General features: G+C 68.5%; 19 protein-coding genes and 2 pseudogenes. 12 read left to right on the top strand and 9 right to left on the bottom strand.

What is annotated here, in order from left to right; genetic code table 11:
• The first annotated feature begins 83 nt into the window (after positions 1–83).
• From secB to Y694_RS05735, 12 genes and pseudogenes are all read left to right on the top strand, one after another.
• Entirely contained in the window at positions 84–575 is a 492-nt protein-coding gene (gene secB, locus Y694_RS05790) for a protein-export chaperone SecB (RefSeq protein ID WP_036230692.1), read from the top strand.
• Between the two features lie 28 nt (positions 576–603).
• Positions 604–1,605 (top strand): NAD(P)H-dependent glycerol-3-phosphate dehydrogenase, encoded by a 1,002-nt coding sequence (locus tag Y694_RS05785; RefSeq protein WP_036230687.1) that lies wholly within the window; start codon positions 604–606, stop codon positions 1,603–1,605.
• A 150-nt stretch (positions 1,606–1,755) separates the two neighbouring features.
• Positions 1,756–2,523, top strand: a complete 768-nt coding sequence (locus Y694_RS05780) for an SGNH/GDSL hydrolase family protein (RefSeq protein WP_036230685.1) — start codon at positions 1,756–1,758, stop codon at positions 2,521–2,523.
• A gap of 25 nt (positions 2,524–2,548) precedes the next feature.
• A complete protein-coding gene (locus tag Y694_RS05775) occupies positions 2,549–3,742 on the top strand; it encodes an acyltransferase (RefSeq protein WP_036230682.1) in 1,194 nt (397 codons plus the stop codon).
• A gap of 66 nt (positions 3,743–3,808) precedes the next feature.
• Positions 3,809–4,657: pseudogene (gene xrtB / locus Y694_RS05770) on the top strand (exosortase B); the annotation flags it as partial.
• Between the two features lie 103 nt (positions 4,658–4,760).
• On the top strand, positions 4,761–5,513 hold the full coding sequence (locus Y694_RS05765; protein WP_036247573.1) for an exosortase C-terminal domain/associated protein EpsI: 753 nt from the start codon (positions 4,761–4,763) through the stop codon (positions 5,511–5,513).
• Positions 5,514–5,521: 8 nt separating this feature from the next.
• Positions 5,522–6,583, top strand: coding sequence for a glycosyltransferase family 2 protein (locus Y694_RS05760; protein ID WP_036230676.1), 1,062 nt, complete (start codon positions 5,522–5,524; stop codon positions 6,581–6,583).
• A complete protein-coding gene (locus Y694_RS05755; protein ID WP_036230673.1) occupies positions 6,583–7,773 on the top strand; it encodes a glycosyltransferase in 1,191 nt (396 codons plus the stop codon). Before Y694_RS05760 ends, Y694_RS05755 begins: the two co-directional genes overlap by 1 nt.
• Complete coding sequence (locus Y694_RS05750; protein WP_036230670.1) at positions 7,770–8,654, top strand: family 16 glycosylhydrolase; 885 nt, start codon at positions 7,770–7,772, stop codon at positions 8,652–8,654. The genes Y694_RS05755 and Y694_RS05750 overlap by 4 nt, the downstream gene beginning before the upstream one ends.
• Before the next feature lie 3 nt (positions 8,655–8,657).
• Positions 8,658–10,019 carry an O-antigen ligase gene (locus Y694_RS05745; RefSeq protein WP_036230666.1) on the top strand — a complete coding sequence of 454 codons (1,362 nt, stop codon included), beginning with the start codon at positions 8,658–8,660 and terminating at the stop codon, positions 10,017–10,019.
• Positions 10,016–10,273 carry a glycosyltransferase gene (locus Y694_RS26440; protein WP_197028744.1) on the top strand — a complete coding sequence of 86 codons (258 nt, stop codon included), beginning with the start codon at positions 10,016–10,018 and terminating at the stop codon, positions 10,271–10,273. Before Y694_RS05745 ends, Y694_RS26440 begins: the two co-directional genes overlap by 4 nt.
• Entirely contained in the window at positions 10,267–11,064 is a 798-nt protein-coding gene (locus tag Y694_RS05735; protein ID WP_036230656.1) for a hypothetical protein, read from the top strand. The genes Y694_RS26440 and Y694_RS05735 overlap by 7 nt, the downstream gene beginning before the upstream one ends.
• Here the strand turns inward: Y694_RS05735 and Y694_RS05730 are convergent.
• From Y694_RS05730 to epsF, 9 genes and pseudogenes are all read right to left on the bottom strand, one after another.
• On the bottom strand, positions 11,019–12,200 hold the full coding sequence (locus Y694_RS05730) for an acyltransferase (protein ID WP_036230654.1): 1,182 nt from the start codon (positions 12,198–12,200) through the stop codon (positions 11,019–11,021). The two genes, Y694_RS05735 and Y694_RS05730, sit on opposite strands and share 46 nt — an antisense overlap.
• 30 nt (positions 12,201–12,230) lie before the next feature.
• Positions 12,231–13,439 (bottom strand): glycosyltransferase, encoded by a 1,209-nt coding sequence (locus Y694_RS22425; RefSeq protein ID WP_051495595.1) that lies wholly within the window; start codon positions 13,437–13,439, stop codon positions 12,231–12,233.
• Positions 13,440–13,558: 119 nt separating this feature from the next.
• Positions 13,559–14,695, bottom strand: coding sequence for a polysaccharide pyruvyl transferase family protein (locus Y694_RS05720; RefSeq protein ID WP_155935788.1), 1,137 nt, complete (start codon positions 14,693–14,695; stop codon positions 13,559–13,561).
• A 209-nt stretch (positions 14,696–14,904) separates the two neighbouring features.
• Positions 14,905–16,116: an oligosaccharide flippase family protein gene (locus Y694_RS05715; protein ID WP_036230651.1), complete on the bottom strand. Its 1,212-nt coding sequence runs from the start codon at positions 16,114–16,116 to the stop codon at positions 14,905–14,907.
• 5 nt (positions 16,117–16,121) lie between these two features.
• Positions 16,122–16,355: a hypothetical protein gene (locus Y694_RS05710; RefSeq protein ID WP_036230649.1), complete on the bottom strand. Its 234-nt coding sequence runs from the start codon at positions 16,353–16,355 to the stop codon at positions 16,122–16,124.
• On the bottom strand, positions 16,352–17,608 hold the full coding sequence (locus tag Y694_RS05705) for a glycosyltransferase family 4 protein (protein ID WP_051495593.1): 1,257 nt from the start codon (positions 17,606–17,608) through the stop codon (positions 16,352–16,354). The genes Y694_RS05710 and Y694_RS05705 overlap by 4 nt, the downstream gene beginning before the upstream one ends.
• A 15-nt stretch (positions 17,609–17,623) precedes the next feature.
• Complete coding sequence (locus Y694_RS05700; protein ID WP_231497555.1) at positions 17,624–18,733, bottom strand: glycosyltransferase family 2 protein; 1,110 nt, start codon at positions 18,731–18,733, stop codon at positions 17,624–17,626.
• A 14-nt stretch (positions 18,734–18,747) separates the two neighbouring features.
• Positions 18,748–19,593: a polysaccharide biosynthesis tyrosine autokinase gene (locus Y694_RS05695; protein WP_036230646.1), complete on the bottom strand. Its 846-nt coding sequence runs from the start codon at positions 19,591–19,593 to the stop codon at positions 18,748–18,750.
• A gap of 253 nt (positions 19,594–19,846) precedes the next feature.
• A pseudogene (gene epsF, locus Y694_RS05690) lies at positions 19,847–21,124 on the bottom strand (chain length determinant protein EpsF); the annotation flags it as partial.
• Positions 21,125–21,270 lie beyond the last annotated feature (146 nt).

The raw sequence follows: 21,270 nt of genomic DNA, 5'->3' as shown, positions 1-21,270 counted from the left end.
TTGTTTGTTCAAGGCCCTCCAACCCGCGATGCCTCCCACGGCCCCGCGGTTCGAGCCGGCCCAGCCCCTGACGGATGCCCACCATGGCCGAGCAAGACTCCAACCCCGTGTTCCAGATCCAGCGCGTCTACCTCAAGGACGTGTCGCTGGAGCAGCCCAATTCGCCGCAGATCCTGCTCGAGCAGTCGCAGCCGCAGGTCGACATCAGCCTGGCCGTCAATGCCGAGACCGTGGCCGACGGCATCTACGAGGTGTCGGTGACCGCCACGGTCACCACCAAGGTCGCCGACAAGACGCTGTTCCTGTGCGAAGCCAAGCAGGCCGGCATCTTCGAGATCCGCAACCTGCCCGACGGCCAGACGCAGCCGGTGCTGGGCATCGCCTGCCCCGGCATCGTCTACCCCTACCTGCGCGCGACGGTGGCCGACATCATCACCCGTGCCGGCTTCCCGCCGGTGCACCTGGCCGAGGTGAACTTCCAGGCCATGTACGAAGCCCAACAGCAGGCCGCCGCGCAGCAGCAAGGCGCGGTGAGCAACGGCAACGGCGGCTCGCCGATCATCACCAACGCCTGATCCGCGCCGCCAGCCCGGCCCGCCGCGCATGCGCATCACGGTCCTCGGCGCCGGTGCCTGGGGCACGGCTCTCTCCGTCGGCATCGCGCCGCGGCACGACACCCTGCTGTGGGCGCGCGATGCCGCCCAGGCCGCGCACATCGAGGCCAGCCGCGACAACCGGCGCTACCTGCCCGGCGTGGCGCTGCCCGCCGCGCTGCGCCTCACGGCCGACCTGGACATGGCGATCGCGCACGCCCAGGCGGACGGCGGCCTGATCGTCATCGCCACGCCCATGTCGGGCCTGCGCGAGATGCTGGCCCGCTGTGCCGCCAGCGGCGCCGGGCTGTGGTGGCTGTGCAAGGGCTTCGAGGCCGGCACCGGCGCACTGGGCCACGAGGTGGCGCGCGAGGTGGCGCCGGCAGCCCGCGTGGGTGTGCTGTCGGGACCGAGCTTCGCGCTCGAGGTCGCGCGCGGCCAGCCCACCGCGCTGGTGGCCGCCAGCACCGACGAGGCGCTGCGCAACCAGGCCGTCGAGGCCTTCCACAGCGAGTCGCTGCGCGTCTACACCTCCGCCGACCCGGTGGGCGTGGAGGTCGGCGGCGCGGTCAAGAACGTCATCGCCATCGCCACCGGCATTGCCGATGGCATGGGCCTGGGCCTCAACGCGCGCGCGGCGCTCGTCACGCGCGGCCTGGCCGAGATCACGCGCCTGGGCACGGCGCTGGGCGCGCGCGTGGACACCTTCATGGGCCTCAGCGGCCTCGGTGACCTGGTGCTCACCGCCACCGGCGATCTGTCGCGCAACCGCCAGGTCGGCCTGCAACTGGCCCAAGGCCGCTCGCTGCCCGAGGTGCTGGCCGCGCTGGGCCACGTGGCCGAGGGCGTGTACAGCGCCGCCACCGTGCTGGCGCGCGCGCAGGCGCTGGGCGTCGACATGCCCATCACCGCCGCCGTGGTGGCGGTGCTCGACGGGCGGCTGACGCCGGCGCAGGCGCTGGAGCGGTTGATGCGGCGGCAGGCGAGGGCCGAAGGCCACGCGCCGGACTGAGCGCGTCCCGCTCTCGCATCGCATCGACGTGACTGGCTGTACGCAGCCTCCCGTCAGGACGTCGCTCTTGGTTACGCCTCTGCCCTGTTGTTGCAGGGAAATGCACGCATCGCCGCTCAAACTCCTGCGACCCCCAACGCAGGAGACGCCTTGTTCACCCGATACCTCGCCGTCTGGCTGCTGGTCCTGACCGGTCTGACGGGCCTGGCGCCCGTCGCAGCGGCGCAGCCTGCACAGGCGGCCGCTGTGTCCGGTCCGACCGCCTACCCCTCCGAAGCCTCGCAGTGGCCGGGCAAGGGCGTCGTGCGCGTCTTCGGCTGGATGGTCGACAACCGCCGCGAATTCTGGCGGCAGCGCGAGCACGAGCGGGGCCGGGTGGTGTTCGCCGGCGATTCACTGGTCGCCGGCTGGCGCACGCTGAAGCAGGACTTCCCCTCCGTGCCGGTGGCCAACCGGGGCATCGGCGGCGACGTCAGCCGCGGCCTGCTGTTCCGCTTCCAGGAGGACGTGCTCGATCTTCAACCGACGGCCGTGGTGATCCAGATCGGCACCAACGACCTCAGCGCCCAGCAGGCCCCGGCCGACACCGTGTCCAACCTCGTCGCGATGATCGAGATGGCGCGCCGGCACGACCGCGGGCTGCCGATCGTCGTCTGCACCGTGCCGCCGCGTGCCCACCCGCAGGCGCCGATCGATCCGGCGAAGTGGAGGGAGCTCAACGCCGGCATCCGGGCGCTCGCGGATCGGCAGGCGGGCGTCAGTGTGGTCGAACTGGCCGAGCCGCTGTCGGCATCCGACGGATCGATCGACCCGCGCTACTTCGCGACCGACAGGCTGCACCTGTCGGCGCAGGGCTACGAGCGCTGGACATCGGCACTCGAGCCCGTCCTCGCGCCGCTGCGCACGAGCCGCCGCTGATGCGCCTCGCCTCCGACGCCCGGTCATGAACGCGCGAGCGCCGTCCTCCCCGGTCGCCGCACCGCCCATCGGTGCGGCCGCCACGGCCTATCTCGACGCACTCAGGGCGATTGCCGCCAATCTGGTGATCGGCTCGCACATCGTGCTGATCCACTTCGACGGGAAGATCCGCTACCCGGGCGGCAGCCTCGCGGTGGCGGTCTTCTTCCTGCTGTCGGGTTTCCTGATCACGCAATCGATGCTGAACTGGGCCGCGCGGCCCGGTCCCCGCCTGCCCGGCTTCCTGGCCGATCGGGTCGCCCGCATCATGACGCCCTTCGTGCCCGCCTTGCTGCTCATCGTGCTGGCCAACGGGTGGCTGATCTCCTCGCACTGGGGCGCGCCCGAGGTCAACACCGGCCTGCGGCCCTTCCTCGGCAACCTGCTGCAGCTGCAGGATCACAGCATTTTCCAGTTCCTCGAGATGCTGCGCCTCGACATGCCCTGGCGCATCCGGCCCTACAATACCGCCGAGCCGTTCTGGACCGTGTCGGTCGAGATGTGGATCTACGTCGCGATGGGCCTGTTCGCCTTCTGTGTGCTGTGCCAGGAGCGGCTGCGCCGCCGCTACCTCTGGCCGCTGGCCGCGCTGAGCTTTCCGGTGCTGGTGTGGAACGCCGCTGCCGGCGGCGGCAAGTCGCTGACGCTGATCTGGCTCGTCGGTGCGGCGGCCGGATGGGCGTTCGCTCGACTGCCGGCCTACCGCCGCAGCGGCTGGCTGGCCGTGTGGCTGGTGGCCCTGGGTTCGGTGGCGCTGGCGGGCCGCGCAGCCAAGATCGGCTTCGACCCCTACGACCTGCAGACGGCGGCCCTGATCGCGCTGGTGATGTTCGGCGTGCTGTGCCATCTCCTGAATGCCCGCTCCGTTCCCGCTCCCGTCGAACGGGCGTGCCGCTTCTTCGCGTCCTACAGCTACAGCCTCTATCTCATCCACAACACCGTGCTGATCGTCGTCTGGGAGACGACCCGTGGCGCGCCCCGCTGGCTGGCCATCGTGGGCGGCGTGCTGCTCTCGCACCTGGTCGCCTACGGGCTCTATCTCGCGTTCGAGCGCCACTACCGCCATGTGGCGCGTTGGCTGAGGCCGCGTTTCGAGCAGGCACTGCTGCCGCGTTCGCGCCCGGCCCGGCTGCCGACGGCTCACGGGACGGTCGGTCTCGAGGCCGCCTCGCGCTTCTGAACCGGAGAAACCTACAGTCACGCTCGTCACGTTTGTTGCGGCGCAGCAAGTGCGTAAACTGCACCGATGAATATTCACGTTCCCGCAGCGCGCGCACCCGGTGGACGGGTCGATGCGCAGCGGGCCGTCTCGAGCGAGGCCGGAGCGTCCGGTGGGGCGGCGCGCGCCGCTCGCCCGCTGCTGCCGGTGGCAGCCGGGCTGCTGCTGCTCTACCTGCCCAGCATCACGGACCTCGCGCAGGGCCTGTGGCAGACCGACACCCACTCGCACGGCCCCATCGTGCTGGCGGTCGTCGTCTGGCTCTTCTACCAGCAGATCCGGCCGGCACTCGCCGACGGATCGGCAGGCTCCAGCGCGCGGCGGTCGGTGCCGGGCTGGCTGCTGCTCGCCGTGGGGCTGTTGGTCTACGTGCTCGGGCGTTCGCAGTCCTTCCCGGTCCTGGAGGTGGCGTCGCTGCTGCCGGTGCTGTTGGGCTGCTCGCTGCTGCTGCTGGGCGCGCCCACCACGCGAAGGCTGTGGTTCGCTTTCCTGTTCCTGTGCTTCCTGATCCCGATGCCGGGTTCGATGGTCGACGCGATCACGCAGCCCCTGAAGATCGGCGTTTCTTACGTTGTCGAACATCTGTTGCACGCCGCCGGCTACCCGATCGCCCGTGCCGGCGTGGTCCTGACCGTCGGCCAGTACAAGCTGCAGGTGGCCGACGCCTGCTCGGGCCTGAACTCGCTGTTCATGCTGGAGGCCTTCGGGCTGCTCTACCTCAACGTGGTCCGCCACGCATCGGCCCTGCGCAATGCGGTGCTCGCGGTGCTGATCGTGCCGATCTCGTTCGCTTCCAACGTGCTGCGCGTCGTGGTGCTGGTGCTGATCACCCACCACTACGGCGACGCCGCGGGGCAGGGCTTCATTCATGGCTTCTCGGGCATGGTGCTGTTCGCCGCGGCGCTGTGCATGACGGTGCTGGCCGACACCGCCCTGCGCCGGTCCCCGCGTTGCGCGGCGTCCGGCACGAGGCGCCGCAATGAGCGCGGCCCTGACGACGCCCACGGCATCGGCGGGCGCCCGCGCGGGCCTGTCCTGGCGTTCGAGCCTCGCCGTGTTCCTGCTGATGCTGCTGGCCGCCGTGGCGGCCTGGCAGCTCACGCCTCGCGCGCTGCCGGGCGCGGCGGGCGCGGGTCCGCTGCCGCAGCTCGAACTGGCGGTGCCCCCGGTCATCGGCGAGTGGCGGCTCGTGCCCTCGCTGCGAGAACAGGTCGATCTGGCGGTCGACCGCGACGGCGAACGGCTCATCAGCCAACCCTATGACCAGACCCTGCTGCGCACCTACCAGAACGTGCGCGGGGAACAGATCCTGCTCGCGGTGGCCTACACCCGGCAGCAGAGCCAGGAGGTCAAGGTGCATCGGCCCGAGGTCTGCTACACGGCCGTCGGCTTCGAGGTGCTGTCGCTCGATCCGGCCCGCCTGGGTGTGGCGGCCGCAGGCACGCAGCCCGTCGACGGCATGCGCATGGTGGCGCGCAGCATGCACCACACCGAGGCCGTCAGCTACTGGATCCGCATGGGCGGCATCTACAGCCAGAACGCGTTCGACACCCGCCTGCACCTGCTGGCCGAGGGGCTGCAGGGCCGCCTGCGAGACGGCGCGCTGGTGCGCGCCTCACGCATCGTCGCCGACCCGCGCGAAGCAGCGGCGGCCTATCCGCAGATCGAGCACTTCCTGTCCGAGTTCACTGCAGCGTTGACGCCCGAGGTGCGTGCGCTCCTGCTCCTCTGAACCCCACCATGCCTGTCGAACCTTCTGCCTCACCGGCCGCCGCAACCCGCGTCCTGCTCGTGATCCCCACGCTCAACGAGGCGGCCCACATCGACGGCCTGCTCGCAGGGCTGCTGGCGGATCCGCCGGCCTCCGCGAGCTGGCGCATCATCGTCGTCGACGGCGGCAGCACCGACGGCACCGTCGAGAAGGTCCAGGCCGTGGCAGCGCAGCAACCCGCGGTGCAGTGGCTGCACAACCCGGCGCGCATCCAGAGCGCGGCGCTCAACCTGGCGGCGCGGCAGTTCGGCCGCGAGGCCGACGTGCTGATCCGCTGCGACGCCCACGCCGTCTACCCCGCCGGCTTCTGCCAGCGCCTGCTCGATACGCTGGCCCGTTCCGGCGCCGATGCGGTGGTGGTGCCCATGGACTCCATCGGCCACGGCTGCCTCGAGCGCGCCGTGGCCTGGGTGTCCAATTCGCCGGTCGGCACCGGCGGCTCGGCGCATCGCGGCGGCCACCGCAGCGGCTTTGTCGACCATGGCCATCACGCCGCATTCCGCATGGACATGTTCCGCCGCGCCGGCGGCTACGACGAGAGCTTCACGCACAACGAGGACGCCGAGCTCGACTGCCGGCAGCGCGCCCTCGGTGCCCGCATCTACCTGGACGCCGACATCCGCCTCGGCTACCACCCGCGCAGCAGCCTGCCGGCGCTGGCGCGTCAGTACTTCCGCTACGGCGCCGGACGCTCGCGCACTGCGCGCCGCCATCCGGGCTCGCTGCGCCTGCGGCAGCTTGCCGTGCCCGCGCATCTGCTGCTGTCGGTGCTGGCTGTCGCGATCAGTCCCTGGTTCGCCGGGCTGCTGGCGTGGCCGGCGTTCTACGTCGGCGTGCTGCTGCTCACGTCGCTGCTGATGGCGGTGCGGCACCGCTCGGCCTGCGGCCTGCTGGCCGGCGTGGCCGCCGCCACCATGCACACGGCCTGGGCGCTGGGCTTCCTGTCGGGTCTGGTGGGCCGGCGCGAGCAGGCCTGGCAGCCGGTGCTGGCCGCCCCCCTGTGGCCCGCTGAAACGAGAGCCCCCGCCTGATGAACCCGTCCACCTTGAACGTTCTGCTGGTCGATCCCTCGCTGTTCACCGCACCCTACGACGCGGCGCTCACCGAAGGACTGCTTGCGGCCGGCGTGCAGCCACGTGGGCCGTGCGGCCCACACGCAAGGGCGACCGCCCCCGAGCTCCCCGAGGCCCACGTCGACCCCTTCTTCTACAAGGTCATCGACGAGGCCCCGGGCCTGCCGCGTGCGCTGCGTGCCCTGGCCAAGGGCCTGTCGCACGCGATCGGCCTGCTGCAGCTGTGCCGGCGCGTGGTGGTGCGCCGCCCGGCGGTCGTGCACTTCCAGTGGGTGGTGGTGCCGCCGCTCGACACGCTGGCCATCCTGTTCATCCGCATGCGCTGCCCGGTCGTTCTGACCGTGCACGACACGGTGCCCTTCAACGGCGAGCGCATGTCGCTGCTGCAGAACCTGGCGTTCGATCTGCCCATCAAGCTGGCCGACCGCGTGATCGTGCACACCCTGGCCGGCCGCGAGCGGCTGGTGAAGCGCGGCGTGTCGGCCGGCAAGCTGGCCGTGATCCCGCACGGCCCGCTGCGCCTGCAGGCCACGCCGTCGCCGGCCGGCCTGCGGCGTGACGACCCGCGCTGGAGCTTCGTGCTGTTCGGCGAGATCAAGCCCTACAAGGGGCTCGACGTGCTGATCGAGGCAGTGGCCCGCCTGCCGGCCGATGTGCGCCGCCAGTCGCGCTTCATCGTGGCCGGTCGGCCGCGCATGGACCTCGCGCCGCTGCAGGCCCGCATCGCGGAGCTGAAGCTCGACGACGCGATCGAGCTGCGCCCCCAGCGCCTCTCGGAACAGGAGATGGCCGATCTGTTCGCCCAGGCCCATGCCTTCGTGTTCCCCTACCGCCAGATCGACGCCAGCGGCGTGTACTACCTCGTCAAGTCGCTCGGCAAGTGGATGATCGCCAGCCGCGTCGGCATCTTTGCCGAAGACCTGCAGCACGGCACGCAGGGCGCGCTGGTGCCGCCGGAAGACATCGGCGCACTGGCCACGGCGCTGGCCGACGCGGTGATCCACCGCTCCATGCCGCGACCCCTGCCGCCCGGCAGCACCTGGGCCGGCATCGGCGTCACGACGCGGGTGCTGTACCAGCAGGCCATCGACGCACGCTCCGCACGCGCCCGGCCTCCCAAGGTCCAACCGCAGCCGCCGGCGCAATGAACAACCGCCGCCTTCTCACCGCCCGACTGGCCGTGATGGCCGCTGCGGCCACCTGCGGACCCGGCCTGCTGACGGCCTGCGCGCAACCGCAGGGCGGGAGCGTGGCCGCCAGCGTGCCCAGCCAGCCGGTCGCGCCGGTGCGCGAATCGGGCTACAGGCTGGTGAAGAACTGGGACTTCAAGACGCTGATCCGCGACGACGCCGCGCTGCGCAAGGAGTTCTTCACCCGCTACATCTTCGCCAACGGCACGCTCGATCACGTGAACGACGAGTGGAGCCGCTATCGCGACAACAACAACCACGTCTTCACCGACACCGGCCTGTCGCTGGTGGCCCGTGCGCCCGGCGAACTGAAGCCCGGCAAGGTGGAGAGCGGCATGCTGCGTTCGCGCTGGAGCGGCCAGTACGGCGTGTACGAGATCCGCATGAAGGCGCCGCCGGGTCGCGGCACCTGGCCCGCGTTCTGGCTCAACCCGCAGGACCAGACCTGGCCACCCGAGATCGACGTGGTGGAGATCGTGAACAACGGCGACGGCGGCACGCGGCGCAGCTTCCACTTTCTGCACGGCGTGGGCACCAAGAACGCGAAGCAGCGCGTCAGCAGGCTCGACGCGCAGAAGACCTATGTGCCGGGCACCGATTTCGCCGAACAGTTCCACGTGTTCTCGGTCGAGTGGACACCCGACAGCGTGCGCCACTACGTGGACGGGGTGCTGGTGACCGACCGCGACTACCTCTGGGTGCACAACGACGGCCGGGACGCCGGTGCGGCCCATGTGCTGGTCAACCTGGCCATCGGCGGCAACTGGCCCGGCCCGCCGAACGCCGCGTCGCTGCCGGCCAGCCTCGAGATCGACTACATCCGCGTCTGGCAGCGCTGAACCATGCACAGCCTCTCCACCACGGCCCCGTTCGACGCCCAGGCGCCGCTGGACGCTGCCGACACGCGGCACCAGGGCAGGGCGCTGCGCGGCTCCATCGTCTTTCTGCTGCTCTCCACCACCGTGCTGCAGCGCTTCGGGCTGAACTTCGGCAGCTATTCGGCCAACGTCACCTTGCTGGCGATGTTCGGCGTGCTCGGCGTGGCGCTGGCATCCAGCCGGCTGAGCTTTGCGGTCGAGCGCGTGTTCCTCTACGTGCTGTGCATCGCCGTCGCGGCGGCCAGCATGCTGACCAACCTGAACTTCTCGCAGATCGACCGTTCGTCGTTCTCGTCGCTGCTGCTGCTGGTGGTGATGTTCGTGCCCTTCCTGTTCGTCCTCAAGCCCGACCCCACCGGGCGCAACGACGCCGACTGGGTGATGCGCTGCTTCTCCAACATCGCGCTGTTCTGCGCTTTCGCGGGCATCGCGCAGTTCTTCACCCAATTCGTGATGAAGCCCCCGTGGCTGTTCGACTTCACCGAATCCATTCCCTTCATCCTGCGAGGGCCGAGCGGATTCAACACCGTCATCCCGGTCGGTTCGCTGTTCAAGTCCAACGGTTTCTTCTTCCGCGAGCCGTCGGGCTTCTCGTTCACCATGGCGTTCGCGCTGCTGGTCGAGGTGGCGCTCTACAAGCGCCTGCCGCGCATCGGCGCGTTCGCGTTGGCACTGCTGCTCACCTATTCGGGCACCGGCATCCTGGCGCTGTTCATCGGCTTGCTGTTCCCGCTGGGCCTGCGCACGGTGCTGCGGCTGGGCGCGGTGGCGCTGGTCGGCGGCCTGGCGGTGCTGGTGCTGGGCGACGCACTGAACCTGTCGTTCACGCTCGGCCGCATCGGCGAGTTCGGCTCCGAGCGCAGCAGCGCGTACATCCGCTACGTCGCGCCTTTCCGCGTCATCGCCGACACGATGATGAGCGACGCCTGGAGCTTCTGGCTGGGCCACGGGCCCGGCACCATCTACCGGCTCGGCCCGTCGTCCTCCTATGACTTCCACGACCCCACCTGGGCCAAGCTGCTGTTCGAATATGGCTTGCTCGGCTTCGTCGCCTTCGTCGCGCTGTTCGCCACGGCCTTGTACCGGCCGCGCGTGCCGCAGCAGCTGCGTGCCGTGTTGTTCTTCTCGTGGCTGCTGATGGGCGGGCACCTGCTGACGCCCGAGAACAACTACTTCACGCTGGTGCTCATTGGCCTGATGCCGCTGGCCGGCGTGGCGCTGGGCCGGCGCGTCGTGACCGAAGCATCCACGGACGCCGATGCAACATCTTCGTCGGCGTCGGACACGTCGATGGACGCCAAGCCCAGCGGAACCGAAACGAGATGACATCCCCCTTGCCCAAGATCAGCGTGGTGATCCCCTGCTTCAACTACGCCCGCTACGTGGGGCAGGCCATCGAGAGCGCGCTGGCGCAGGCGCATCCCGAGTCGGAGGTGGTGGTCGTCAACGACGGCTCCACCGACGGCTCGCTGGCAGTGATCGAGCGCTACGCGCCGCAGGTGGTGGTGATCGACCAGGTGAACCAGGCTCCATCGCCGCCTACAACCGCGGCTTCTCGGAATCGAGCGGCGACGTGGTGATCTTCCTCGACGCCGACGACCTGCTGGAACCTGGCGCGCTGGCCGCCGTGGCGGCGGCCTGGACGCCAGCCTGCGCCAAGCTGCAGTACGACCTGAAGATCATCGACGCCGACGGCCGCGACACCGGCCGCCGCTTCTGCAACTTCGCCAGCGGCTACGGCACGGCCGAGGCCCGCAGCGCCTTCCTGCGCACCGGCACCTACCGCTGGCCCGTGACCACCGGCAACGCCTACTCGCGCTGGTTTCTGGAGCCGATGTTTCCGCTGCGCATCGAGCACGGCCCCGATGGCCACCTGAACACCGTGGCGCCGGTGTACGGCGACGTGAAGGTGCTGCCACAGGTGCTGGGCGCCTACCGGGTGCACGGCGCCAACATGTGGTCCAGCGACGGGTCCGACCATTCGCGTCTGCCGTTCCGCATCCACACCCGCCAGCGCGAAGTGGCCTTCATGCAACTGCACGCGCAGCAGCGCGGCGTGTTCCTGCCGGCCGGCAACGTGCTGGACCGCGAACTGCCCTTCTTGAACTACCGGCTCATGGCGCTGAAGCTCGGTCTGGCCTACACCGGCCAGGAGCACGATTCGCCCGGGTCGCTGGTGCGGCGAGCGGTGTCACTCATCGTGTCGGAGCCCCTGTCGCTCAAGCACCGCGTGGGTCACCTGGGGTGGTTCAGCGTGCTGGCGCTCGCGCCGCGGCGGGCCGTGCCGGCGCTCCTGCACCTGCGCTTCAACCGCAGTGAACTGCTTCAGTCGCTGCGGCGCTCCGTGGGGCTGGCCACCGCACGCTCCTGACGCAACGGCTGTCCGGGACCGGCCTGGAGGGCGGGCGCCGGCGCGCGCGTGGTCATGAGCGACAACGGCCGCTCGACCAGCAGAAAGAGCATCGCCGTGGGCCCCAGTGTCAGCACGAACAGGACGGGCAGCGCGGCCCAGAACAGCCATGCCCCCTGAACTGCCGGCGGCCAGGCCCAAGCGAGCAGCAGGAAGCCGGCATTGAGCACCAGGCCATGCAGCAGGTAGTAGGAATAGCTCATGTTGCCCAGCCAGCGCAGAGGCGTCCACGAGAAGCTGCGCGGCAAGCGGGCCGACGGCGACTGGAAGCACGCCAGGCAGAGCAGCGGCCACGCGACGAACAGGATGCAGACCTGCAGCGTCTGCAGGACCCGGCTACCCTCGACAGGCAACAGCATGCTGCCCAGGCCGACCAGCAGCGCCAGCAGCCCCGTGCGACCGGCCACGGGAGGTACGGTCCGCGGAGGCACCATGGCTTCGTGCAGCAGCATGCCCGCCACGAACATCATGAGCCGGATGGGCCCGCCCGCGAGCGCTCCGTGCAGCGCCAGCGCCCCGGCCAGCGCCAGAAGGCATGCCACCCGCCAGCGGCGGCTGCGCGCCCGCAGGCCCAGCGCACCGATGATGGCCGGCGTGGCCAGGTAGAAGAACATCTCGTAGCTCAGGGACCAGGCCACGGTGATCATGGCCTCGATGGGAAACAGCCCAGGCAGCAACAGCAGGTTCTGCAGCAGGTACAGGGCGGCTGCGGTGGCCGGCTCGGGAATGCGGCTCTCCGCAGGAAACGCGAACGACAGCAGCACGTAGGCGATGAACACGGCCAGGAAACTGGGGTAGATGCGGACGATCCGGCGCCGCATGAAGCGGAGAAACGGCTGCGGATGCCGCATCAGCGAGCCATAGATCAGGTAACCGCTGAGCACGAAGAACAGGTCGACGCCGGCGTGGCCGAAGGCGCGCAGCCCGAAGGCCAGCTGCAGCGTCGCGGGACTGTCCGCGATCCACGGCGTCACCATGCTCGCGTAGTGCGTGAGGAAAACCAGGAACACCGCGAAGCCGCGCAGCCCCTCCATCGGCCGGACGTTGTCTGCCTGGCCGCCGCGCGACAGTTCGAACCGTTGCGCGAGCCAGTTCATGCAGCTACCCCGCGGCCGACCCGAAACGGTTCATGTGCCCTTGCTGACGATGGCGTCTGTGGGCGCAGGTCGGTTCGGCGATGACGCGAGGAGCGGTGCGACGGCGGCATCGACCACCGCCATGAAATGCTCCTTGCTCAGTCGAGAGCAGAGTCTCTCGTATCCGTTGCGCGCCAACGACTCGGCGCGGGCCGGCTCGCGCAGCAGCGCGATGCAGTGCGCCGCAAACGCATCGGCATCATCAGCGCTCAGCATGTCGATGCCGTCGCGGAACAGGCCGTCATAGCCCGACAGCACGTGGGATGTGGCGATGACCGGCCGGCCATACTGGAAAGGCTCCAGCGCCTTGATGTTCGTGCCTGCGCCCCCGCGCATGGGCACGACGCAGGCGGTGGCCTGCGCATACGCATCGGCGAGCGAGTCCACGAAGCCCAGCGTCTCGACGCCGGCATGTTGGCTCCAGCGCGCCAGCAGCGGCGCAGCGCCGGACCCGACCACCAGGAATCGCGCCTCTGGGACCGCTTCGCGGACGCGTGGCCAGATGTCTGCCAGGAACCAGTCCACGGCGTCGGTGTTCGGCATGTAGTCGAGCAGGCCGATGAACATCAGGGCCGGACTGCTGGGCGGGTCGTATGGCGGAGGCCCGTTGCGCTCAGGCGCGGCAGGCAGGTTGGGGAGAACCGAGCCGGGCAGGGCCGCAAAGTAGCGGCGCTCGGCTTCGCGGCAGAAGAAGTAGTGCGCGTGCGGCCGGCTTCCCACGCGAAGCCGCACGAGCAGACGGTCGTTGAGCAGCCGCGTGAAGGCGCCCACCCACATCTTGAGGGTCGAGAGCGCGCGCCACGGGGGCTCGTAGACCGCGTCGTCGAAGTCGACGACGACAGGCACGTGCGGCGGCAACTGCAGCTTCAAGGCCGGCTTGACGTAGCGGCTCACGATGAGGTCGTAGCTCGCCAGGTCGACGTGCTGCTCCACGGTGCGAGTGACGTGATCCGAAGGCAGGTCGAAGCGCGGTCGGCTCGACAGGCTTCCGACGGTGACCCCGATCTCGACGACGCGGGCACCGTGGAAATCGGCCACGGTCACCGGCGGTGCACTTGATCCGCGCCCGTCGAAGCGCAGCACCAGCACATCGACCGCACCATGGCGCAGCAGGGCGTCGATGAGGTGACGGCTGCGCTGCGCCGAGCCCCATTTCTGCAGCGGGGAGATGTACGTGAGTAGGAGGACTCTCTTCGACATCTGAGTTCGTATCGAATCAATAGTGCTGCAGTCGCGCTTTGGCCAAGGAGGGAAATTCGCGATGTGTCATGGTTGTCGCGGGCTCATGCGTAGTGGCGTTGTCGTCTTTATCGGCGGTGTCATGACACGACCGAGCTTCCACGAGCCCGTGCCGCGCTTGGTGTCGAAGTGGCAAGCTCGCTGAGCTGCGAAGCGGAAATGCTCTTTACTTGCGGCAGTGCAGATTCGACTATCCGATGAAGGGCTGGAAGGTTGTCGACGAAGTCGTTCAGCAGCGTTGTCAGACGCTGGGCATCAGCCGCGCCACTGGGGTCCAACAAGAACTTCTCCGGATAGCTGAAGTGCGCAAAGAGCCCTTGAAACTTGTCTTGATAAGTCAACGACGCCACCGGCCGACCCATGCCGAGCGCTGCGATGGCCAGATGCATGCGCGCAGTCACCACGCCATCGATTAGCCCGGCCAACGCCTTCAGGTTCGCCGCGGCGATCGGCGTGCTGTCATAGCGAACGCGATCGCCCAGACGTCCGGAGACCGCACGGAAAATGGGACCGAGACACGCGTCGTCGCCGTCTTTTCCGCGAAAGTCGTGCGGCAGGAAGAGGAAGGCGACGGGCCGCGTCTCGGCGACCGCTGAGATGCTCGTTGCCGATGCGTCGATCAGGCGAGCCAGTTGTTCCCCCGACGCATTCTTGATCAGCATCGGGTGCATGTTGAAGCCCAGAACGGTGTTGCCAAGATCGCGCTGTGCCTGCACCCATGCGGCGGCTTCTGCCATGGATGGGAAGTCGGCGCGAGGTTCGAGCAGAAAGGCTGCATCGGCAACCAATCGGGCCGGCGTGCGCGTGAACCGCTGGAACCGATCGAACGAAATTGGATCGCGCACGTTGAGCTTTATGCGCGCGCTCAGTTCATCGAAGACGTCACGCACGAGCGGGTTGGCCGACGCGTTGAAGCTGAAGCCCGAAACGATCGTGCGAACACCCCGTCTCGCCATGGCATCCGACAGCAGAAGTAGCTTGGAAGTGGTGAGCGGGCTGTAGTACCCATCCATCACATCGGCCCCGATCGTCACCATCAATTCGGGACCGAAGACCAGCATGGCGCGCACGGCCTCCTCAAAGCCGCAGTCCCATGCGTCAATCGGTGCAAAGCCCAGAACCTTGGCTCGGGCGCGGGCCTGATCCGAAGCGACGACGACACCAACTTCCAAGTCCGGACGATCGATACGAAGCTTGGTAATCAAGCCTTGGATCATGGCCTCGTCGCCTTTGGACCCATCGAGCGTCCAGGGGTCGCACGGCAAGACCAACAGCCTTCCGGAACTCACTGAAACTGCACTGATCTCCCGTGTGTTCACGCGACGTGCCGCAGTCCGCAGGGACGAAACGTCTCTCCAGTTTTTCAAGTACTGACGGGGGTGAGCCAGAAGTTTGCGAAGCACGGGTGAATCTCGCCAGTTGAGGATCAGGTGGTGCGGGGCCGCTTGATAAGCGACAAGGTGTCGTTCAGAGCCGAAGGGGCTAGCAACCTGACAGTCGCTAGATAGGTGAGCCCCCCGCAGCCGGTGAGAGCCAATAGGCGCAGCAGGTTGCCAATCGGGGCATGCGACAGCTGCGCCGTGAGGAACACGACCGTCGTCACCATGAGGGCACTCGCGGCGAAGAAGGGCCACAACCGACCCGCGAGCCGCCGAAGCGAAACGCCGACCAGACGCCGGAGGAGGTAGAAATTGATCGGCGTGATCGCCAGCTGGCTGGCCACAAATGCCATCAGGATGCCGGTCAGACCGTCATTTCGCGCAAGGTAGAGCGCTAGCGCGGTGACGGCGATCTTGACGACCATGAGAACCAAACCTACGCGAGGCTTGCCCATCGCGTTGTACAGGGTCACGTTGTAGAACTGGACCACCTGGACGACGGCAAGCGCCGACATGAAGCGCATGACCTCGGCGCTGTCTAGCCATTTCTCGCCGAACAGGACCACCGTCAACGAGGGCGCTACTGCCGCGACCAGGCAGAACACCGGAACTGCAACGGTGACCGTCAACGTGACGCTTCGGTAGTAGGCCGCAAGCAGAGCCTCGCGGTCCGATGCAAGCCTGGAGAAGCCGTTGAGGATGACATCAAGGATCGAGGCGCTCAACGTTTGCATCAGCGCCTGGTAGACCTTGATACCCACCGTGTACACCGCCAAGGCCACAGGCCCGACAGTCGCTACCAGGAACACATCGATGTAGCGCGTGCTCGCAAAGTCCAGGAGATTCGACGCGAGCCGATAGCTGCCATACGAGACGAGCGAGCGTGTACCACGCATGTCGACCCGCCGCGACAGTTTCCATTGCGGCCGGGCCAACAGCATCACAGAGACGCATGTGGCGCCAACCACACTTTGCGCTACAAGACTCCACACGCCGAAGCCACCCGCGGCCAATGTCACTGCGATCACGCCGGCTACAACGATGGATGCCAGATTCACTTGTGCGAGCCATTTGTAGCGGAACTCGCGCTTGTTCATTGCCGTTTGGCTGAATGCCGCTGCGGCAATCGGAACCGTCACCGACGTCACACGCAGCACATCCGTCAAGGTCGGAAGACTCATCCAGGCGGCGATGGTCGGCGCAAGGAGCCAAAGTGCGCCTGCCAGCAGCAGTGCAAGGCCGAGATTGAGCCAGAACACGCAGTTCAACTGCTCCTCGCTGATGTGCTGAGTCTGGACGACGCTTCGCCGAGACCTTGCTCCGCCAGTAGCCCAGTCAACGCCAGAACGACGGAAGCCGCAGCGAAAAGGCCGATCTGGTCTTGCGAAAGCAAGCGAGTCATGAACATGAACAGCAGCAGCCCGCTCAGGCGGATGCTCCAGTTCTGGATCGTGGACCAGATCAGACCGGCTCTGACCTTGGTATGCAATGAGGTCATTGCTTGATGTTCACCGAGCGGAAGGTGAGCGCGATGGCTTCTGCAGGAAGGGGTGGCCGCGCGTGTGTTGCCGGTGTTGGCTGCTGTGCTTGCAATGCGGTTTCCAGGGCGGTGAGCTGCGCCGCATTCCAGGCGAGGGCCGCATCGCGCGCCCGGCGCGCCAGTTGCGCGCGGTCAGCCGTGCTGTCGAGCAGGCGCAGCACCTCGCGAGCGAAGCCCGCCGCGTCGTCGTCTTCAACCATGAGGAAGGCGGAGCCGCCGTGCTCGCCCAGACCGCGCGCCCCGGACGTGGTCGACACGATCGGCATGCCGGCGGCCATGGCATCGAGCAGCTTGATGTTGACGCCGGTGCCGGCGAGCACCGGGTTGACGAAGACGCCCGCCGCAGAGAACGCATCGCGCAGGTCGGGTACGAAGCCGAGCTTGACCACCCCCGGCGCATCGGGGATCGCAGTGCAGACACCGCCCACCAGCAGCAGCTCCGCATTCGGTCGCTGCTGCCTCACGAGCGGCAACACGCGGCCGATGAAGTAGCGCGCGCCCTGCACGTTGAGCGGATTGCCGGAGCCGACGAACACCACCGCAGGGCGGTCAGCGGACTTCACGGGTTCGCCGATGTCGATGAGGTGCCCCACCTGCAGCACGCGCGTCGCGGCGCCAGCCAGGCGGGCCGCAAAGTCGCGCGCCTCGGTGGGCTGGATTGCCAGCACGTAGTCGGCGCGCCGGAAGCCGCGTTCCTCTTCGGACAGCGTGGTCGAGAACCACTGTGGCTTCATGCCCGCGTCAAGGTAGTGCCTGTGGCGCAGGCCGAAGCGGTCGTGTGTGTCGAGCACGCGAATCACGTCACGCTCGAAGGCGTCGAAGGCCTTCGACAGGAATACGTATTCCACGAACACGGCGTCGAAGCGGTGCGCCGCCTGCAGCTTCCGCAGCGCGGCTGTGCACGCCTCGTCGTACCAGGCGTCGAGCGGCCAGCGGTAGGCGGCGTCGATCTTCAGTGCCCGGCCTGCGCGCCGCAGCAAGCCGGCCATGCGTGCGGCCACGCCAGTGGCTGGTGGCGTGGGCAGCATGTGCAGGCGGTTGGCGCCGAAGCGGGCGCGCATCGCGCCTTCATCGCAGGTCTCGAGCGGCAGACAGGCGAAGTGCACTGTGTGGCCGCCACGCACAAGCTCCTGCGTGAGGGTGGCGATGCGCGCGCGGTTGCCTGCGTCGACCGGATCGGTCGGAACAGGCGAGACGACAAGGATCTTCATGACTGCGCCCGCCCGCTACCGCACCACACCCAGCTGCCGCAGCGACTGCATCAGCAGCTTCGGCCGCGTGCCGGGCGCAAAGCGCCACAGCACCAGCCGGCGCGCCAGCGGTGCCGGTGCCACCAGCACGAGCACCGTCCACAGGGTGATCGCTGCACGCGCCTGCAGGCGCATGCCCTGCGGCCGGCCCCAGCCGCGCAGCAGGTCGCCCATCAGGTTGAGCCGGTTGTCGCGCGGCAGCGGGTGGGTATCGGGCGCCAGCCGGTACGAGGCCACGCGATACGGCAGCAGCGTGAGGCTGTAGCGCACCGCGTCGTCCGGCACCTGGATGCCGACGCGCGCCGCCGTGCGCTGTGCATAGGCAAACAGCTGCGTGGCGCGCGTCACCTCGCGGCCGAAGCGCAGGGTGTCGAGTTCGCTGAAGGCGCCGTCGTTCTGGCCGTGGATGCGGTAGCTCACCAGCGGCTTGGGCACGGTGATCACGTCGCCCAGGTAGGGCGCGGCGGCGATGCAGCAGGAGTCGGCGGCGCGGCCGCCCGCGTGGTCGAGCGGGAAAATCTTCTGAAGGAACTCGCGGCTGTACACGTTGCCCGAACCCGGCGGGGTGGGGTAGGCGCTGGTGGTCATGACCCAGCGGCGCGCTTCCTCCGGCGTGGGCACCAGGTGGTACTGCGGCAACACGCTGCCCAGCGGTCGCAGCGCGGCGTCCACGCTGCGCATCTGGAACTGCACCTTGCTGATGCCCGGCCGCCACACGGCGGCGGCTTCGCGCACCACACTCGGGTCCAGCACGTCGTCGGAGTCGAGGAAGATCACCACGTTGCCGCGGCATGCCGCGAAGCCGGTGTTGCACGCGCCCACCTGGCCCTGGTTGTCCTGGTGGAGCGCGGTGATGCGCGGGCCGTAGCGGGCCATCACCTCGCGCGAGCCGTCCGTGGAACCGTCGTCGACGACGATCACCTCCACGTGCGGCCAGTCGAGCGCGAGCGCGCTGTCGATGGCATCGCCGATGAAGCGCGCGTAGTTGTAGTTGGGGATGACCACCGAGACGCGGATCTCGTCGCCCGTGCGGGCCGGCGCCACCACGCCGCCGTCGGCGCCTGGGGATCGAAGCGCTTGCAACACGGCGGCTCCGGAGCCTATTGCTCGTTGACGATCACGCCCGCCAGCTGGGCGGGGCCCTTGGCCAGGGCGTTGATCAGCGTCTGCATGCTCTTCATGCGGCTCTTGCCGCGCCGTCCGATCACCAGGGCGGCACCGCACTTCGCGGCCACCACGCGGGCGTCGGCCCCATGCACCGAAGCCGGTGTGTCGACCACCACGTGGTCGAACTTGGACAGCAGCTCGTGCATCAGCAACCCGAAGGCCGGGCGTTGCACCAGCTCCAGCGGGTTGGGTGGCACCGCGCCCACCGGCAGCACGAACAGCGTGGGCAGGTCGGGCACCTGGTGGATCACGTTCTGCCGCGAGCGCCCCGAAAGAATGCTGCTGAGGCCGTTGCTGTTGTCGATGCCGAACAGCTTGTGCTGGCGCGGCGTGCGCATGTCGGCGTCCACCAGCAGCGCGCGCCCGCCGAGCTGGCTGAAGGCCACCGCCATGTTGGCGGCGACGAAGGTCTTGCCATCGCCCACGTCGGGGCTCACCACGGCCAATGCGCGCCGCGCCTCGCTGAGGCTCAGCACGCCCATCATGAGCTGGCTGCGCAGTTCGCGGAAGGCTTCGGCCTGCTCGCTGAACGGGTTGGCGGCGACCACCAGTTCCGGGTCGCAATCCGATTTGCCGTCAGGCGCATAGGGGTAGTGGAACTGCTGCGACAACGCCCACAGCACGTCGTCGTTGGTCGCCAGCTTGAGCGCCACCGCGGCCTCGCCGAAGCGCAGGCCGTGCTTGCGCTGGTAGGCGAGGATCTTGTCGATCTGCGCGTCGTTCAGGCGCTTGGCGTCGCGGATGATCTCGCCGATGGAGCGGTCGTGCAGGTCGTTCACGTCCTCGGTGCCCTCGGCGGCGGACAACGTGGGGCTGTCGGCGTCCGCCGGCCCGGCCGAGGCGCCGAGCGGCTGGTGAGCGATGATCGGTTCGCGTCTCATGATCGGGCAGGGCCGGCGAGGCCACGGACGACGCGCGCTTGGTGAGTTTGAGTCGCGAGCCGCCCCCCGCGCTGCGGCTGGCGCGCGGCAGAGTCACCAGCAACGGCTGGCGGAGCCCGGTGACCACGTCGTCGACGGTGCGCATGCGTCGGTCCAGCAGTTCGCGTGCCAGCATCAGACCGATGCCGAGCAGCGTGCCCATGACGAGTGCCACCGCCACGTTGAGCAGCAGCCGCGGCGACGACGGGAACGCCGGTGCCGTGGCCTGCTTGAGTACCGACACGTTGGTCTGGGTGTTCTGGCTTTCCATGCTGGTCTGGTTCACCCGGGTGAGGACGGCGTCGTAGGCGCGCTGGGCGTTCTCCACGTCGCGCAGCAGCACGGCTGCTTCGTCACGCTGGCCCTTGAGCTGCAGCAGCTTGCTGCGTTGCTGCTGGATCTCGGCGTTGAGCTGGGCCAACCGCACCTGGTTCACGTTGTTGTTGGCGTTCAGGCTGCCGGCCACGCGGCTGGTCTGGGCCTGCACGCGTTTGCGGAGCTCATCGATGTTGGCGCGCAGTTCCACCACCTGCGGGTGGTTGTCGCCCAGGCGTTCGTTCAGCTCGTTCAGCTTCGCCTGCTGGCGCGACAGGTCGGCGGTCAGTGCGCCCACCACGGGGTTGGCCAGCACTTCCTGCATGCGGTCGTTGTTGCCGGTCGCCTCGTCCTGCCGGCCGCGCGATTCGACGGCAAGACCCTGCAGCACGACCATCTGCGTGGTCAGCTCGCTGAGCCGTGTGTTCTCCACATCGAGCCGCTCGTCGGTGGCCACGATGCCTTTCTGCTGCTGGTACGCCGACAGCTTGGCCTGCGCCTGTTCCAGCGCCTCGCGGGTTTGCTTGGAACGCTCATCGAAGAAGGCGTTGTACTGCTTGGCCGGCTCGACCTTCAGGTCGAGCGTGGTGTCGATGTAGGCCTGCATGAAGGCGTTGGCTACCGCAGCAGAGAACTTGGGGTCCGGCGACGAATAGGCGAGGGTGATGACGTTGGATTCGCGCGCCGGCAGGATGTCGAGCTTCTTCTGGATCAACGCCGCCAGCCAGGCCTCGAAGTCACCCTGCCCGCCGGTGGCCGCCTGCCACTGCTCGCGCAGCTCCACGCTTTCGTTGAGTTTCAGGCCCGGGCTGCGCAGGGCCCGCAGTGCCACGCGCTCGCTGCGCACCACGTCGAGCTGCGTGGCCATGAACCCCAGCGGCACGATGCCGCCGGCCGCCGCGGTGTTGCCGCCCAGGTCGGGCAGCTTCACGTCGATCAGCACCGAAGCGGTCGACGTGTACTGCTTCGGCAGCAACAGGCTGACCGCCACCGCGCACGCCACGATCACGGCGAGGACGAGGAAGCCCGAGGTCCAGCGGGCGCGGACGATGGTGAAGAACTGGCTGAAGGTCATGGGCGTGAGCGCGATGGGGCGTGGCGTGGAAAGGGGCAGGCCGGCGGCTCAGCGCAGCCCCTGGATGCCCTTGTTGCGGGCCTCGGCATCGAGCGCGGCACGCGCGGCGGCCGAGGCCGAAGCCGCGGGCACTGCGGGCGGGAGGG

This window comes from Methylibium sp. T29-B (assembly GCF_000576225.1).
Lineage (GTDB): Bacteria > Pseudomonadota > Gammaproteobacteria > Burkholderiales > Burkholderiaceae_C > Methylibium > Methylibium petroleiphilum.
This window is presented reverse-complemented; position numbering and strand designations above follow the sequence as displayed.